At 70.1% G+C, this 14,810-nt stretch carries 14 protein-coding genes; 7 read left to right on the top strand and 7 right to left on the bottom strand.

The window, feature by feature from the left end; genetic code table 11:
• Nucleotides 1-139: 139 nt before the first annotated feature.
• Together ACX114_RS00860 and ACX114_RS00855 are read left to right on the top strand one after the other, a co-directional pair.
• Complete coding sequence (locus ACX114_RS00860) at nucleotides 140-544, top strand: hypothetical protein (protein ID WP_459293730.1); 405 nt, start codon at nucleotides 140-142, stop codon at nucleotides 542-544.
• Between the two features lie 151 nt (nucleotides 545-695).
• Nucleotides 696-1,859 carry a cytochrome-c peroxidase gene (locus ACX114_RS00855; RefSeq protein WP_459300026.1) on the top strand — a complete coding sequence of 388 codons (1,164 nt, stop codon included), beginning with the start codon at nucleotides 696-698 and terminating at the stop codon, nucleotides 1,857-1,859.
• A 5-nt stretch (nucleotides 1,860-1,864) separates the two neighbouring features.
• Here ACX114_RS00855 and ACX114_RS00850 read toward each other — a convergent pair whose 3' ends face one another.
• From ACX114_RS00850 to ACX114_RS00835, 4 genes are all read right to left on the bottom strand, one after another.
• Nucleotides 1,865-3,307: a M24 family metallopeptidase gene (locus tag ACX114_RS00850; RefSeq protein WP_459293728.1), complete on the bottom strand. Its 1,443-nt coding sequence runs from the start codon at nucleotides 3,305-3,307 to the stop codon at nucleotides 1,865-1,867.
• 106 nt (nucleotides 3,308-3,413) lie between these two features.
• The gene (locus tag ACX114_RS00845) at nucleotides 3,414-3,731 is read right to left on the bottom strand and encodes a hypothetical protein (RefSeq protein WP_459293726.1); all 318 of its coding nucleotides are present in this window, start codon (nucleotides 3,729-3,731) and stop codon (nucleotides 3,414-3,416) included.
• A gap of 74 nt (nucleotides 3,732-3,805) precedes the next feature.
• Nucleotides 3,806-4,906 carry a Kelch repeat-containing protein gene (locus ACX114_RS00840; RefSeq protein ID WP_459293724.1) on the bottom strand — a complete coding sequence of 367 codons (1,101 nt, stop codon included), beginning with the start codon at nucleotides 4,904-4,906 and terminating at the stop codon, nucleotides 3,806-3,808.
• 178 nt (nucleotides 4,907-5,084) lie between these two features.
• Nucleotides 5,085-5,420, bottom strand: a complete 336-nt coding sequence (locus ACX114_RS00835; protein ID WP_459293722.1) for a DUF2171 domain-containing protein — start codon at nucleotides 5,418-5,420, stop codon at nucleotides 5,085-5,087.
• 153 nt (nucleotides 5,421-5,573) lie between these two features.
• On the opposite strand from ACX114_RS00835, the gene ACX114_RS00830 reads away from it, so the two are divergent.
• The 3 genes from ACX114_RS00830 to ACX114_RS00820 all read left to right on the top strand — a co-directional run bounded on the left by ACX114_RS00830 (nucleotide 5,574) and on the right by ACX114_RS00820 (nucleotide 9,128).
• Nucleotides 5,574-5,771, top strand: a complete 198-nt coding sequence (locus tag ACX114_RS00830; RefSeq protein WP_459293720.1) for a hypothetical protein — start codon at nucleotides 5,574-5,576, stop codon at nucleotides 5,769-5,771.
• A 214-nt stretch (nucleotides 5,772-5,985) separates the two neighbouring features.
• Nucleotides 5,986-8,367 (top strand): glycosyltransferase, encoded by a 2,382-nt coding sequence (locus ACX114_RS00825; protein ID WP_459293718.1) that lies wholly within the window; start codon nucleotides 5,986-5,988, stop codon nucleotides 8,365-8,367.
• On the top strand, nucleotides 8,364-9,128 hold the full coding sequence (locus ACX114_RS00820) for a WG repeat-containing protein (protein ID WP_459293716.1): 765 nt from the start codon (nucleotides 8,364-8,366) through the stop codon (nucleotides 9,126-9,128). Before ACX114_RS00825 ends, ACX114_RS00820 begins: the two co-directional genes overlap by 4 nt.
• Here ACX114_RS00820 and ACX114_RS00815 read toward each other — a convergent pair.
• On the bottom strand, nucleotides 9,086-10,099 hold the full coding sequence (locus tag ACX114_RS00815) for an ABC transporter ATP-binding protein (RefSeq protein WP_459293714.1): 1,014 nt from the start codon (nucleotides 10,097-10,099) through the stop codon (nucleotides 9,086-9,088). The two genes, ACX114_RS00820 and ACX114_RS00815, sit on opposite strands and share 43 nt — an antisense overlap.
• A gap of 196 nt (nucleotides 10,100-10,295) precedes the next feature.
• Here ACX114_RS00815 and ACX114_RS00810 point away from each other — a divergent pair, with 196 nt between their 5' ends.
• On the top strand, nucleotides 10,296-11,342 hold the full coding sequence (locus ACX114_RS00810) for an oxygenase MpaB family protein (RefSeq protein WP_459293712.1): 1,047 nt from the start codon (nucleotides 10,296-10,298) through the stop codon (nucleotides 11,340-11,342).
• A 2-nt stretch (nucleotides 11,343-11,344) separates the two neighbouring features.
• Here ACX114_RS00810 and ACX114_RS00805 read toward each other — a convergent pair whose 3' ends face one another.
• The gene (locus tag ACX114_RS00805) at nucleotides 11,345-11,629 is read right to left on the bottom strand and encodes a DUF427 domain-containing protein (RefSeq protein WP_459293710.1); all 285 of its coding nucleotides are present in this window, start codon (nucleotides 11,627-11,629) and stop codon (nucleotides 11,345-11,347) included.
• A 34-nt stretch (nucleotides 11,630-11,663) separates the two neighbouring features.
• On the bottom strand, nucleotides 11,664-12,491 hold the full coding sequence (locus tag ACX114_RS00800; protein ID WP_459293708.1) for an alpha/beta fold hydrolase: 828 nt from the start codon (nucleotides 12,489-12,491) through the stop codon (nucleotides 11,664-11,666).
• Nucleotides 12,492-12,653: 162 nt separating this feature from the next.
• Between ACX114_RS00800 and ACX114_RS00795 the strand changes: the two genes are divergently transcribed.
• Nucleotides 12,654-14,705, top strand: a complete 2,052-nt coding sequence (locus tag ACX114_RS00795) for a HEAT repeat domain-containing protein (RefSeq protein WP_459293706.1) — start codon at nucleotides 12,654-12,656, stop codon at nucleotides 14,703-14,705.
• Nucleotides 14,706-14,810 lie beyond the last annotated feature (105 nt).

The following is a 14,810-nucleotide window of genomic DNA, read 5'->3' as shown; positions in this document are numbered from 1 at the left end:
GCTCCGCGTGACGAAATCGAGAATGCGCTGCTGCGTGGAATGAATGCGCGCCGGAATTGTACGTGGCGCGCGCCGATGGCCGCCGGGAAGGCGGCCAGACCGGCGCGAAAACCATCTCATTCTTGAATTGAGGATATCCATGTTGCGAATTGCTGTTGCCGCCCTCGTCGTTGCCGCCACGGGTTGCGCCTCTTCGAGTGGCGCGGCGGCCGCGGGTCGCGGGGGCAACGCCACGGTCACCGGCAGCATCGCGTACCCCGCGAGCGGCCTGCAGGGTGATCCGTGCACGTCGGTCGGGGTGAAGGTGACGGAGAGCGACGCCGTGGCCCTGGGCCGGGGCGAGGTGAAGCAGAGCCGCAACAACCGTTGCAGCTACACCGTCGGCTCGCTGCCGGAGGACAAGGAGCTGAACGTGGAGCTGATGGTGGACGCGGGCCTCAAGTGCGCCAACGGCGCGGCGCCCACGGTCACCCCGGGCCCCACGAAGATGAAGATCGCCAAGTTCGCGGCGCCGGTGGTGAGCTTCAAGCTGGCCTGCGAGTAGCGCTCCCGAAGTCCTGTTGAAGTGCTTCACGCCGTGAAGGCCGGGCGCACCCAGGTGGGTCCCCGGCCTTCGTGCGTGGATGGCCGCATGCCCGGCGGGGGGACAGGGACCATTGATTGCTGAACACAAGGGCGCGAAGCTGCTCCGGCCCATGACCGTCTTCCGTCCGCGTACCGCCGTGCTCGCCCTGGCCCTGCTGGGGGCGGGTTGCGAATCCGAAGTGCCCTTTCCGACCGAAGACGAGCTGGACCAGCTGAGCGCCCTGCACACGCAGAGCGTGAAGCCGGAGGCGGACCCCACCAACAAGTGGGCGGACAACGCGGACGCGGCGGCGCTGGGGCAGCGGCTGTTCGAGGACCCGGGGCTGTCGCGCTGCGGGACGGTGTCCTGCAAGAGCTGCCACGCGGGTGAGTCCTACACGGTGGAGACGGCGACGGCGGAGGGCTGCGGAGGCCACCAGTCCGAGCGCAACCCGCCCAGCCTGTTGAACGTGGGCTACAGCCGCTGGTTCATGTGGGACGGGCGGGCGGACCGGCTCTGGTCGCAGGCGGTGCTGCCGCTGACGAACCCCATCGAGATGGACTCGGACGCGACGGTGGTGCGCACGCGGCTGTCCGCGGAGCCCACGTACACGGCGGCGTACGCGCAGCTGTTCGGCAAGGCGCCCGCGGACGAGTCGGATCCGGACCGGCTGATGGCGAACGTGGGCAAGGTGCTGGCGGCGTACCAGCGCACGCTCAACCGCACCGACGCGCCCTTCGACGCGGACGTGCGGCGCTTCCTGGCGGCGGTGGAGGCGGGCACGCAGGAGAAGGACCCGGCGTACCTGGGCCTGAAGACGTTCGTGCGCAAGGGCCAGTGCGTGGTGTGCCACAAGGGCCGCTCGCTGTCGGACGACAAGTTCCACAACCTGGGGCTGAAGGACTCGGGCGCGGGGCGGCGCGGGCAGGCGGACGCGGTGGACGCGCTGGTGTCCTGGCCGTTCAACGCCGCGGGCGCCTACAGCGACGCGCCGTCCGGCATCGACGCGGCGCGGTTGTCCACGCTGAAGGCGCAGGCGCAGAGCAAGCCCACGGAGGTGGAGGGCGCGTTCCGCACGCCCACCCTGCGCAACGTGGCGCTCTCCGCGCCGTACATGCACACCGGCGCGGAGAAGACCCTGGAGGACGTGGTCGACTTCTACAACGAGGGCGGCGACCCGGACGGCACCTTCGTGGGCGTGCGCACGGAGACCATCGTCAAGCTGGACCTGAGCAGCGAGGAGAAGCAGGCGCTGGTGACGCTGCTCAAGTCCATGACCGGCGTGGCGAAGTAGTCCCTTCAGCGCACCAGGTGGAAGGTCGTCTGGCGCTGGAAGGCCCAGTGCACGGCGCCCTGCGAGTCCACGACGACGTCCTCCTCCTGGGCGGAGCGCACGGGCTGCTGGTTCCACTCCGGCACGGGGCTCGTCGCCTGCAACTCGATGGAGAACCAGGAGTCGGGCATCACCTTGTGCTCGCCGTTGCCGGGCACGCCCTCCTGGCGGTCCCACATGCCAATCATGGGGCCGGCGCCGTGGCCGTGCAGGCCAATGGGGTGTGAGTACACGGTGCCGTTGATGCCTTCGGACTTCATGCGCGCGAGCGAGGCGCGCAGGACTTCGTTGCCGGTGCGGCCCGGCTTGATTTCACCGGTGACGATGTCCTGGAGCCGGTTGGACGCCTTGAGCGCGGCCTTGAGCCCTTCCGGGGCGTCCGTCTCTCCATCGCGCAGCACGTAGCCCATGTGCTGGGTGTCGGTGTTGAGGCGCAGCGCGGTGACGCCGAAGTCGCAGTGGAGCACGTCGCCGCGCTGGATGACGGGGTTGTCGCCCACCTGTTCCTCGGTGGCGCCCTGGCGCTGCACGTCCACGTCCGGCTGGAACCAGGTGTCCAGGCCTTCGTCGGCCAGGCGCTGGCGCATCCACCACTCCACGTCCTGGGTGGTGGTGGTGCCGGGGGTGATGACGGCGTTGGAGAAGGCGGTCTGGATGAGGTTCCAGGCGTACTTCGTGAGGTCCTCGTAGAAGCGGACCTCGTCGGCGCCGCGCCAGCCGAGCACGTCCAGGGGCAGGCCGCCGGCGGGCTTGAGGCGCTTGGTCCAGGTGGGGCCCAGGGCCTGGGTCATGCCTTCGTATTCGCCGTGGGTGAGGCCGTCCGCGAAGGCGATGGCGGGGGACACGTTGATGGCGATGGAGTCCGGCTTGCGCTCCTCCACGACCTGCTTGAGGAGCTGCCACTGTTCGGGGCCCAGGAGCTCCGCGGCGCGCTGCGAGCCGCCGCGGTCCACCATCATGGGGGCGCGGCGGGCCTCATAGAGGCCGCCCTGGGTGCTGCCGCCCAGCGCCAGCCGCTCCACGCCCTTGTCCGCGCCACGGTCGAAGAAGACGTAGATGGTGCGGCGGCGGGCGGCGAAGGTGGTGGGGGCGACGAGCGCCTTGAAGACGGGGTCCTCGTTGTACTCGCGCATGGGGACGACCCACATGCGCACGCCGTACTTGCGCATGAGCTGGGGCACGCCGGTCTCCAGCCGCTCCTTGAGCCACGCCTGCTGGCGGGCGGCCTGTTCGCGCAGCGTGCCGAAGGGGCGCACGGGCGCGGCGGGAGCCACGGGAGCGGCGACAGCAGCGGGAGCGGCCGGAGCGGCGGCGGCCGGGGCCTCGGGCTTCGAGGGAGCGGCGGGCGCGGTGGCGCAGGCGGAGGAACAGACGAGCGGGACGACGAGCAGGTGTTTCCAGGAGCGCATGGGCGCGCAGTCTGTCACGCGCCCAGACGCGCCGCGCGGAGCAAAAGGGCTCCAGGAACCGCCGTTGTCAGTCATTCAAGGAAAAGCCAGACACACTGTCCCGGCTTCACTTCGAATTCGTGGAGCCTGGGGGCGAAGCGCGGGGGCTGACCTTGCGCAGCTCGTGGAAGTGCTCGCGGACGAACCGCGCGGCGTTGAGCAGGGCATCCACGGGGCCGACGCCCACCATGCTGACGGTAATGGGCACCGCATGGCCGATGATCAGCGGGCAATACCAGTCCCCATTCGCATCCCGCGGGATGGGCGCGGGCCGCCCCAGGGTGACGCGGGAGACATGCTGGCGGCCATGGTCATCCTCGAAGGACCAGTAGTCGTCGGCCACGGGGTCGCTGATGGACGCGTGCTGCGGAGGGCCAGGGTTCATGGATGGAAGATCAGCAGAGCCGCGGCTGCCATGCTTCTCGAATCAACATCACCCTTTGGTGCCGGGCTCCTTCCCTACTCTCCTGGCGCGACCTGGGCCACGGCGGGGGCGGGGACGTATTCCTCGCTCGTGGCCAGGGTGCCCAGTTCGTTCACTCCGCCCACCACCAGCACCGTGCCCCGGCGCAGCCACAGGGCTCCGGCTTCGCCTCGCGGCTCATGCAGCGTGGGCGCCTGCGTCCAGAGGCCCTTCGCCGGGTCGAAGCGCTCCGCGGAGTCCAGCGTGCCTCTGGAGGAGTGCTCGCCGCCCACCACCAGCACCGCGCCCTCCGCCGTCAGCAGCGCGGCGTGGTGCTCGCGCGGCACCGCTGGCGCCTCCACCAGCTCCCAGTCGTTTCGCTCCGGCACGTACACCTCCGCCGTCCGCGCCGCCTGCGTCGTGGTGCCGCCCACCACCAACACGCGCCCGTCCGGGAGCAGCGTCACCGTGTGCCCCAGCCGGTGCGTCCCCGCCGCGCCGCCCACCGCCCCCGCCTTCTCCCAGTGGCCCGTCACCGGGTCGTACAGCTCCGACTGCAGGCCGCTCGCGAAGAGCACCTTGCCCGTGCGCAGCACCACCGCCGTCCCCGCGCCGCCCCGCGCGTAGGCGGGCGCCTCCGCCGCGCTCCACGTCCCCGTCACCGGGTCGAACAGCTCCGCTGAACGCACCGGCCGCAGATCCACGTCCGTGCCTCCCGCCACCAGCACGCGCCCGTCCGGCAACACCACCACCGCCGGGTCGTTGCGCGCATCGCTCATGGGCGCCGTCTGCGTCCACGCCCCCGTGTCCGGCGCGTACAGCTCCGCGCTCGCCAGCGCACCCACCGTCACGCCGTTGGAGCCGCCCACCACCAGCACGCGGCCATCCGCAAGCCGCACCGCCGCGTGGTTGCGCCGCGCCGTGCGCAGCGCCCCCGTGGACCTCCAACGCCCCGTGTCCGGATCGAAGACCTCACTGCTGCCCAGCGTGCGGTTGCCGTCATGCCCTCCGGCCGCCAGCACCCGCCCGTCTTCCAACGCGATGTACGGCAACAGCCGCCTCGGCGTGGACAACACGCCCGGCACCGGCGCCTCCACGCCCCCCGCATCCGCTCGCGGCGCGGGGCCGCACGCGAACACCACTCCCAACCACATCATCGTGACGCAAGAAGTCGAAAACCGTCGCATGGCCCCACCGGGACGTCTGGTCGAGGGGTCCGTTTAACGCGCCGGTCTGACACCCCAGCCACCGCAAGGCCCTGTGATTCCAGGGCCTTGCCCTGCCCTCCGGGTTGGAAATCCCGAACTCCCGGAGGCAGCGCAGGGCCCTTCCACATCAGTGCCGCGGGGGACCCACGGGGTCGTTCGTGGGCTCCGCTTCCAGGCCCTCGCTGTGGCGCGGCGGCAGGGCTCCGCCGTCGTCGTCCTCCTCCAGCGTGAGCTGCGGATGGTCCGCCGGCTTGAGCAGGACCTCATCCCCGCTCACGGCCTCCACGTCGCTGTACTCGACCAGGTAGTCGCGCCGGGGAATGGGCACCAATCCCTGCTCCAGTTCGAAGTGCGTGTCGCCCACGCCGGCCACCCGGCCCAGTTGCTGTCCGTCGGCGGTGCGCACCGACATGCCCTCGCGAACCTCTCCCGCGTGAATCATCGCGTCGCTCCTCGCGCTCATGGGGTCCTCACCAAGAGTGGGGTCGCTCCCGCCGCCGTGCGCGAGGTGGCAGGCAGCCCGGTGGGCCCTCGGGCCGCCTTCTTCCACGCCTGTGTGCCTGCCCTGCGCGCGGCCCCGTCACGCGGTGCCTAACGTTGCCTCAAGGAGACCCCCATGCTGCTGGAACTGTCGAACGACGAATCGCGCGTACTGAAGGACGCCGTGGATTCCTCGCTGCAAACGCTGCTGGCTGAAATCGCCCGGGCGGATCAACGCGAGCACAAGGAAGCGCTGCACCAGCGCTACGAACGGCTCGCCGCCCTCCAGCGCCGGCTGGAACCCGTGGTGGAGAGCGAACAGGTCTACGCCTGACAACCTCCCCGCCCAATCCCTCATCAGCGCTCCACGCGCCGGATTGCCATTCACATTCCGTCCGCACAGGCTTTACATGCAGTCCCGCAGCAACCCGACCTGGCCAGGAAGCTCCACGGGGGTCCGTGGCCGTCCGTCTGGACGGAGGCCTTGTCGGCCGTTGAATCCGGCATGACCCCGATGCACCGCCGGCAAATCCATCACTGGAGTTGCCATGAGCAGGTCTTCGAAGCAGCCCCCACTCCTGCGAGTCCTTCAGGTCATCCATGGCTACCCCATGCGCTTCAACGCGGGCTCGGAGGTGTATACCCAGGCACTTTCACAAGGCCTGTCGAACCGTCACGAGGTCCAGGTCTTCACCCGCCGCGAGGACCCGTTCCTCCCGGACTACGAGCTGACGCAGGAGCGGGATCCAGATGACCCGCGTGTCCTGCTCCACCTGGTCAACCTCCCCAACAGCCGTGACCGCTACCGGCACGAGGAGGTGGATCAACGCTTCGCGGAGGTGCTGGACGGCTTCCGTCCCCACGTCATCCACGTGGGCCATCTGAACCACCTGTCCACGTCCCTGCTGGAGGTGGGCGCGGCCCGCGGCATCCCCATCGTCTTCACGCTGCACGACTACTGGCTCATGTGTCCCCGGGGGCAGTTCATGCAGACGCATCCGGCTCCCGGGAGCGAGCCCTGGTCCGCGTGCTCGGGCCAGGAGGACCGGAAGTGCGCGGAGCGCTGCTACGCGCGCTACTTCTCTGGAGCTCCCGAAACACGGGAGCAGGACGTCGCGCACTGGAGTCAGTGGGTGCACGACCGGATGGCGCATGTGCGCCGGATGATGGAGCACGTGGACCTCTTCATCGCGCCCTCGCGCTACCTGCTGGAGCGATTCCAGCGGGACTTCGGGCTGCCCGCCAGCAAGGCGGTGTATCTGGACTACGGCTTCGACCTGGAGCGCCTGCGCCACCGGCAGCGAACGCCCGAGCCCGACGTCGTCTTCGGCTACATCGGCACCCACATCCCGGCCAAGGGCATCCACCACCTCCTCCAGGCCTTCGGGCAGGTGCGCGGCAAGGCGCGGCTGAAAATATGGGGACGGCCTCGCGGCGAACACACGGAGACGCTCAAGGCCCTGGCCCGAAGCCTCCCGGGAGATGCCAGCACGCGCGTGGAGTGGCTTCCCGAGTACCGCAACGCGGACATCGTGCGGGAGGTCTTCAACCACGTAGACGCCATCGTCGTGCCCTCCATCTGGGTGGAGAACTCTCCGCTGGTCATCCACGAGGCGCTCCAGGCGCGGGTGCCTGTCATCACCGCGGACGCGGGAGGGATGCGCGAGTACGTCCACGATGGAGACAACGGCCTGCTCTTCACCCACCGCGACCCCGGGTCGCTTGCCCGGGCCATGCAACGACTCGTGGATGCGCCGGACCTCGCGGTGCGACTGGGCGGTCGCGGGCACCTCTTTGGAGAAGGGGGCGACGTGCAGGGGATGCAGGCCCACGTGGAGGCCGTGGAGGCCCTGTATGCACGCGCCATCCGGGAGCACCGTGCCCGTCGTGCCCCCACCCGGCCCGGCCCCTGGCGCATCACCTTCGACACCAACCCCGACGACTGCAACCTGCACTGCATCATGTGCGAGGACCACTCGCCCCACAGCGACACCCAGCGGCTGCGCAGGGAGGCGGGCCAGCCGAAGCGGCGCATGCCCCTTGAGCTGCTGCGCAGGGTCATGGAGGACAGCGACGGCACGCCCCTGCGGGAGGTGATTCCGTCCACCATGGGCGAGCCGCTGCTCTATCCCCACTTCGACGACATCATCGACCTGTGCATGGCGCACGGGGTGTGGCTGAACCTCACCACCAACGGGACGTTTCCCAGGCGAGGAGCCCGCGCATGGGCGCGCCGGCTGGTCCCCATCACCTCCGACGTGAAGGTGTCGTGGAACGGGGCCACGAAGCAGACCCATGAAGCGGTGATGCCCGGGACGCGCTGGGAGCAGGTCCTGGAGAACCTCCGCCAGTTCCTGGCCGAGCGGGATGCGCATGCCCGCGAGGGAGGCCATCGCTGCCGGGTCACGCTCCAGCTCACCTTCCTGGAGTCGAACGTGGGGGAGCTGGCGGACATCGTGCGGCTCGCGGCCGGAATGGGCGTGGACCGGGTGAAGGGGCATCACCTCTGGGCCCACTTCGCCGCCATCCAGCCCCTGTCCATGAGGCGCGACGCCTCCGCCATCCAGCGTTGGAACGAGGCCGCGCGGCAGGCCCATGCCGTCGCGGAGGAGTGCCGCCGGCCGGATGGGAGCAAGGTGCTGCTGGAGAACATCCATCCCCTGGGAGCGGAGGCCGTCACGGATCTCGCGCCCGGGGCGCGCTGTCCCTTCCTGGGGAAGGAGGCCTGGGTGAGCGCCGTGGGCCGCTTCGACCCCTGCTGCGCTCCCGACAAGGAACGCAGGACGCTCGGGAATCTGGGCAACCTGAACGAGGTGGGCATCCAGGAGGTGTGGACGGGCCCGGCCTATCAACGGCTGCTGACCACGTACCAGGACCATCCCCTGTGCCGTGGCTGCAACATGCGTCAGCCGGTGAAGGAGTCCGCTTGAATCCCGGGTCCAATACGCGAGTCGCGCCCGACAGGACCCATCATCTCCTGGACGGCAAGCCGCTCTATGCCGCGCGCTTCATCGAGGTCCTCTCCTTTCACGAGCCAGGGCTCGCGGCCGTGAGGGACGCATCGGGCGCGTTCCACATCGACCTGCGAGGCAACGCGCTGTCTTCCCGACGCTTCATCCGGACGTTCGGGTTCTATGAGGGGCTCGCGGCCGTGGTGGATGCGGAGGGTGCGTTCCACCTGCGCGTGGATGGGCAGGAGCTCACGTCGGAGCGCCACGCGTGGTGCGGCAACTTCCAGGACGGGCGCTGCCCGGTCCGGGCGAAGGACGGCCGGTACTTCCACATCCAGGGCCAGGGCGAGCCGATCTACGACGAGCGGTACGCCTACGCGGGGGACTTCCGGGACGGCTACGCGGTGGTGCAGGAGGCCTCGGGCCTCCACCTGCACATCGACAAGCAGGGGCGCCCCTTGAACGCGCGCCGGTTCCTGGACCTGGATGTCTTCCACAAGGGCTTCGCGCGTGCGCGGGACGCAGGCGGCTGGCATCACGTCGACGCCGCGGGAGACGCGCTCTACCCCCTGCGCTTCGCCAACGTGGAGCCCTTCTACAACGGGCAGGCCCGCGTGGAGACGTTGGACGGCGCGCTCCAGGTCATCGACGAGCAGGGCGTCACCGTGCGCGAGCTGCGTGCGGCTCCGCCCCTGACTCACACCGCGCGCCCCGTCTTCGCGTCGAACCGGCGCAGGTAGCGCGCGTCGTGGCGCAGCCACACCGTGTCTCCGCTCGCGGCGTGGAAGTCGCCGGGCGCCCGCGCCACCATGCGCTCGCCGCCCGTCTCCACCGTCACCCAGACCTCCGCGCCCATGGGCTCCACCAGGTACACGCGCCCCTCGCGCGCGTCGTCCGGACGGGCGCCCTGCCCCACCTGGAGGTGCTCCGGCCTCAGGCCCAGCACCGAGTCCCCGTCGGACAGGCCGAGCGTCTGGGGCTTCACCAGGTTGATGCGCGGCGAGCCGAAGAAGCCCGCCACGAAGAGGTTCGCCGGTGCGTCGTACAGCTCGCGCGGTGGGGCCACCTGCTGCACCTCGCCCTGGCTCATCACCACCACGCGGTCCGACAGCGTCATCGCCTCCGCCTGGTCGTGCGTGACGTAGATGAACGTGGCCTTCAGTTGTTCGTGCAGCTTCTTGATTTCACCGCGCATCTGCGTGCGCAGCGCCGCGTCTAGGTTGGACAGGGGCTCGTCGAAGAGGAACACCTTGGGCCTGCGCACCAGCGCGCGCCCCAGCGCCACACGTTGCCGCTGCCCGCCCGATAGCTCCTTCGGCCGGCGCGACAGGAGTGCCTCCAGTCCCAGCACGCCGGACACCTCGCGCACGCGCGCGTCGACGTCCTTCGCGTCCATTCCCGCCACCTTCAGCGGGAACGCCAGGTTCCCCGCCACGTCCAGGTGCGGGTAGAGCGCGTAGCTCTGGAACACCATCGCGATGTCGCGCTCGCGCGGCGACAGGTCGTTCACCAGCTGCCCGTCGATGCGCAGCTCGCCGCCGGACAGCTCCTCCAGCCCGGCGATGAGGTTCAACGTCGTGGACTTGCCGCAGCCGGAAGGGCCCACCAGCGACACGAACTCGCCGTCCGCGATGTCCAGCGTCACGCCCTTCACCGCCGCCACCCCACCCCGGTACACCTTGCGCACGTCCTGCAGGGACACCGTCGCCAAGGCTCCGCTCCTCCACGCGAGGGCCACGCCTCGCGAAAAGCCCCAGCATCGCCGCTCGCGTCCGCGCTGAAAGTCCGGTCCACCCCGCCCCGTCACATCCCCTACGTGCCGGGTTTTCCAGGGCGGACGGTTTGTTACAGGTTCAACAGTTCTCTAGACTGGGCCGGGAACGCCGTCCGCTGGAGAGCCCGCGCCCATGCCCTTCACCTTCCGTGGTCAGAACCTGACCGCCATCCTGGGCGACCCGCTCAACGCGGCCAACAGCCTGTACGGCATCATGAGCGCGGCGGAGCCGCAGTTCATGGAGGACCTGCGGCAGCACTGGAAGAAGCACATCCGCGAGACGCCCGGCGTGAACGGCACCGCGTGGCGGCCCGCGCTGAAGGCCTTCTCCGCCATCGAGGGCTACTGGGGCAACACGTACAGCGACCACCGCATCGCGAAGGTGCTCTACGGGCCGGCGCACTCGGTGGCCACGCAGGCGGTGACGGGCGTGGGGTCTTCCGCGCAGTTCCTGCGAGACTTCGAGGCCGCGCGCGACGAGGCCTTCTACGTCTTCTTCCAGGGCGCGTCCGTGAACCAGCTGGCGGGCGTGTCCTTCCGGGCCACGTACTACCACAAGGACGTGTCGTCGCTGTTCGAGCAGCGCCCCCACAGCAAGCTCAAGACCATCGTGTCCCGCCGGGTCATCGAGACGGCGCAGATCATGCTGCGCATCCTCTACGGCAACATGAACATGGGCTGGGGCAGCCTCTACAGCACGCGCACCCTGTCCACCACGCTGCTGCTGGCGCAGATGCACAACTCCGCGCTCGGCCACTACCGGTCCCTCAATACGGGGCGGCAGCATTGCTACAACCAGAGCGGGGTCGCGTTCACGCTGCTGACGTTCGCGTACGTCGTCGCGCAGGCGTGGGTGGACAAGGGCTACGAGTACAACGAGCAGCGCTGGTACTTCTTCTGGAAACTGCTGGGCTCGCTGCTGGGCGTGGACACGCGCCTCATCGCGGACGACCACGCGGAGGCCGCCACGCTGTGGGACCTCTTCTTCTCGCAAGGGGAGTGCTTCGGCGGCATGCCCGCGCCCTACCCCACGACGCTGGACGCCAACCGCATCGCCGACGACCTGTGGAACGGCTACGACGTGCAGCCGGAGGCGAACCTGCTCCAGTGGGTGCCCGCCTTCATCGTCACCCAACTGCGCAACAGCCTGCGCTGGGGCAAGTACCTCATCGGCCGCTGACGTCAGCGCTCCACCGTCACGCCCTTCCAGAAGGCCACGTAGCCCTGGATGTTGGACGCGGCCGGCTTGGGCTCCGGGTAGTACCAGGCCGCGTCGGCGTTCGTCTTCCCGTCCACCTCCACGGAGTAGTAGCTGGCCTCGCCCTTCCAGGGGCAGGTGGTGTGCGTGGCGCTGGGCTTGAAGTGCTCGCGCGCCAGGCTGTCCGGCGGGAAGTAGACGTTGCCCTCCACGGTCTCGTAGGTGTCGCTCTTCGCGAGCACGACGCCATTCCACTTCGCGACTGGCATGGGGAAACCCTCCTGGGTGTGGGTTAACGGCGCGTCAGCCCACTTGCGCGGCCTGGTTGGACGCGTGCTGGGTGAGGAAGGGAGCGAGCTCCGCGTTCACGAGCGCCGGCTCCTCCACGGTGGAGGAGTGGCCTCCGCGCGACAGGCGCACCAGCTTCGAGCCCGGGATGAGCGAGTGGATGCGCTCCGCCTTCGCGGGCACCGTCGCGCGGTCCTCCTCCCCCACGATGACGAGCGTGGGCGTGCGGATGCGCGGCAGCTCCTCCGGGATGCCCTTGCGCTGGATGACGCCGTTGACGGCGCGGTAGATGTCGCGGCGGTTGTTCTTCAGGCGCGTGCGCCACAACGCCCGCTCCTCCGCCCGGCCCGGGTCGGTGAGGAACGACGTGCCGAACATGATGCGCATCACCGGCGCGGTGACGGGGCCCAGGCCCACGTAACGCGCGATGAGGTTGAGCGCGGTGTAACGCGGCACGTTGGCGGTGGGCTCCGGGTCGGTGGACGTCTCCAGGAGCACCAGCGAGCGCACCAGGTCCGGCCGGCGCGCCGCGAGCCGCAGGCCCACGAAGCCGCCCATGGACAGGCCCACGAAGTGGACGGGGGCCACGCCCAGCGACTCGATGAGCGCCACCGCGTCCGCGTACACCGTCTCCATGTCGATGACCTTCTCCGGGGGCACGTCGCTCTGGCCCTGACCCCGGTGGTCGTACGAGATGCAGCGGAAGCGGCCGCGCAGGGCCTCCACCTGCGGGTCGAACAGCCGGGTGCTCCAGAGGAGCCCGTGGCTGAAGAGGACCACGTCTCCGGAGCCGCCGGTGTCCTCGTAGTACAGCCGGGTTCCATTCACGGACCGCATGGGCATGGGCACGGCCTCCCTTCGCTTACAGGGAGACCCTAATCCATGGCTCGCCAGGACCGCAGCCCTCCCTGGGAGGTCGTTGTCCACTGGAGGAGACGGGCTTGCGCGGAGCGCCGCTTGTGCCGCCCGGCGCTTGGGAGGAGCATGGACTTGGGTACCTTCCGGATGCGCTCCTCTCGCCCTGTCCTTGTCGCCCTCGCGGTGGTGGTTCTCGCGGCGGGCCTGTTCTTCTTCCTGCGCCCCTCGGCGCCCACGCCCGCCGCGTCCCCGCCCGTGACGCAGGCTCCCGCGGCGCCCGTGGACGCGGGCAGTGTGGCCGCGCCCGTGCCGGTGAAGACGGTGGAGGCGCCGCCCTCGAAGCCGAATCACTTCGTGGGCTCGCAGGTGTGCGCGGACTGCCACGAGGAGCAGCACACGGGCTGGAAGCACGACTGGCACGCGCGGGCGCTGTCGCCGGCGGCGAAGCCGTACGTGGTGGGCACGTTCACGGCGGGCACGCACTTCAAGGGCGAGTCCAGCGAGGCGTGGATGCGCCGCGACGGGAGCCAGTACCTGATGCGCACCAAGGGCGCGGACGGGAACCTGGGCGAGTGGCCGGTGCAGTGGGTGGTGGGCGGCAAGCGGATGCAGGACCCCATCACGCTGTTGCCGGACGGCCGCTGGCAGGTGATGCCGGTGTACTTCCACGTCACGGGCAAGGGCGAGTGGGTGGACTACTCGGAGAAGAAGCAGGGGGCGCTGTCGCCGGACCACCCGTTCTTCTGGACGAACTTCCGCCGCAGCGCGCAGCACGCGTGCCTGGACTGCCACGTGACGGGGCTGGACGCGCGCTATGACCGGGCGAGCCACCAGTGGGAGACGAAGTTCGCGGACGCGGGCGTCGCGTGCGAGTCCTGCCACGGGCCCGGCGGCCTGCACGCGGAGTCGCAGCTGCCGGCGGACATCATCCAGCCGGCGAAGCTGTCGAAGGAGGAGGGCTTCGCGGTGTGCGCGCAGTGCCACGGGCCGCGCCGCACGCTGTTCCCCATGCTGGACGCGAAGCACCACTTCCTGCCCGGCCAGCGCTACGACGCGAGCTATCAGCCCATGGTGCTGCTGGTGGGCAACGAGCGCTCCGGGGACTTCTTCGCGGACGGCCGTCCCAGCACCTCCAGCTTCGAGTACCAGGCGCTCATCCAGTCCCAGTGCCACATGAAGGGCGGGGCCACGTGCCTGACGTGCCACACGGCGCCGCACGACGCGAACGCGCCCAACGAGGTGCGCAAGCAGAAGCCGGTGGCGGCGCGCACGTCGGTGAACGCGTCCACGTGCCAGGGCTGTCATCAGGAGGTGGTGGCGCAGGGCGAGCAGCACACGCACCACAAGGCCGCGGCGGCGCAGGACTGCCTGGCGTGCCACATGCCGCCGGTGGTGTCGGGCGTGTTGGACCACTTCGCGGACCACGCGCTGGACGTGCCGGCGCCCCAGAACACGGCGCGCCACGACATCCCCAACGCGTGCAACAGCTGTCACGCGAAGCAGACGCCGGACGCGATGCAGGCGTCGCTGGTGAAGTGGTGGCCGAAGGCGGAGGCGCGGCAGGCGCGGCGGCTGCGGCTGGCGGACGCGTTCGACGAGAAGACGGCGGCCCAGAGCCGTGGGGCGCTGGAGGCAGTGCTCGCGGACACGTCGGAGGCGGGCACGCTCAGGGGCGCGGCGGCGAAGTTCCTGGCGCGCCGGTTCAAGCACGACGCGGTGCCGGCGTTGCGGGCGGCGCTGAAGGGAACGACGGACCCCACGCTGCGCTCGGACATCATCGACGGGCTGGGCGCGGCGAACGCGCGCGAGGCCACGGAGGACCTGGCGGCGCTGCTCAAGGACGGCTCGCTGTGGGTGCGGCAGGGCGCGGCGCTGACGCTGGCGGCGTTCGGAGACCCGCGCGCGATGCCCGCGTTGCAGGCGCTGGCGACGGAGCCGGAGACGCGCGGGCTGGTGCAGCCGCACGTGATGCTGGGGCAACTGGCCATGCGCCGCAGGGACGTGACCACGGCGACGCGCGAGTTCGAACAGGCGCTGGACCTGCAGCCCTACAACGCGGACGTGCTGGTGCGGCTGGCGGACCTCTACGTGGTGCAGGGCAACCCGGCGAAGGGCCGCGAGCGGCTGGAGGAGGCGCTCCGGTTTGATCCGCAGAACAAGTTCGCGAAGCAGCGGCTGGGCATGTTGCCGGTGCAGTAGGGATGGGAGCCTGGGCGAGGGTTCTGGGCGTATCGCCGCTGCTCCTCGCGCTGGCCTGCGCCCAGCCCTCAGCGACACCCGGGGTCGTGCGGATCAACGCGCGCG

This window comes from Corallococcus sp. M7, assembly GCF_054512695.1.
The sequence above is the reverse complement of the archived record's forward strand: the minus strand, read 5'-3'. Positions and strand labels throughout refer to the sequence as shown.